1 pseudogene is annotated in these 661 nt (G+C 51.0%); it reads left to right on the forward strand.

The window, feature by feature from the left end:
• Window positions 1-661: pseudogene (locus LIY36_RS27630) on the forward strand (hypothetical protein); the annotation flags it as partial.

A 661-nucleotide genomic window follows, 5' to 3' on the forward strand; every position in this document is an offset into this window, starting at 1 on the left:
ACCGCCTGCTGATAGTGAAAAGATAACCGTGACGGTGAAACTGCCCAAGGAACTTAAAACCGAAACTATGTGGGTCATGTATCGCTCGGCCATTTGTAAACGCATCAGCTCGGGCGCCAGCGGCCAGCGTATAGAGCAGGATGGTCATCACTCAATTTACAAAGAATTTGAGCGCCAAGGCCAGAGTGACCTTTACCAAGTGGAACTGCCAAAGGATGGGGGCGGTGCGTGTCGCTGGCATCTGGCGAATGTGACATTCGGCGTGGAGTTTGTCGATCCAACGCGTTATGGCGAGGGCGTTACTTATGGCGCAGGGGGGGGCGTGATCGCGATGTTTGACTATAACAACTCTCCACGGGGCGGCGCGGATTTCAAAGTGGATGGAGATCTGACGATTAGACGAGATTATTACCCTTGGGTGCATGAAAGCTTTTTAAACGGGAACCGTAAGACCGTAAATTTGGCGGGTGAGGGTCATATATATCTGAGTTATCGGGCGTTGCAGGCTCGGCAAGTATACTTCGAGCCAACTGTTCACTCTGGCTTCGTGGTGAGTTCAGAAGGAGTAAAGGAAAAGAGAGAAGGGAACTTTATTAAGTTCAACTACCCCGACGGCAGTGTCGTAGCTGATGGTCGTACGAAGCCCGACTTCTTAAAACTC

It is taken from the genome of Pseudomonas sp. AF03-9 (genome assembly GCF_020515815.1).
Classification (GTDB): Bacteria; Pseudomonadota; Gammaproteobacteria; order Pseudomonadales; family Pseudomonadaceae; genus Aquipseudomonas.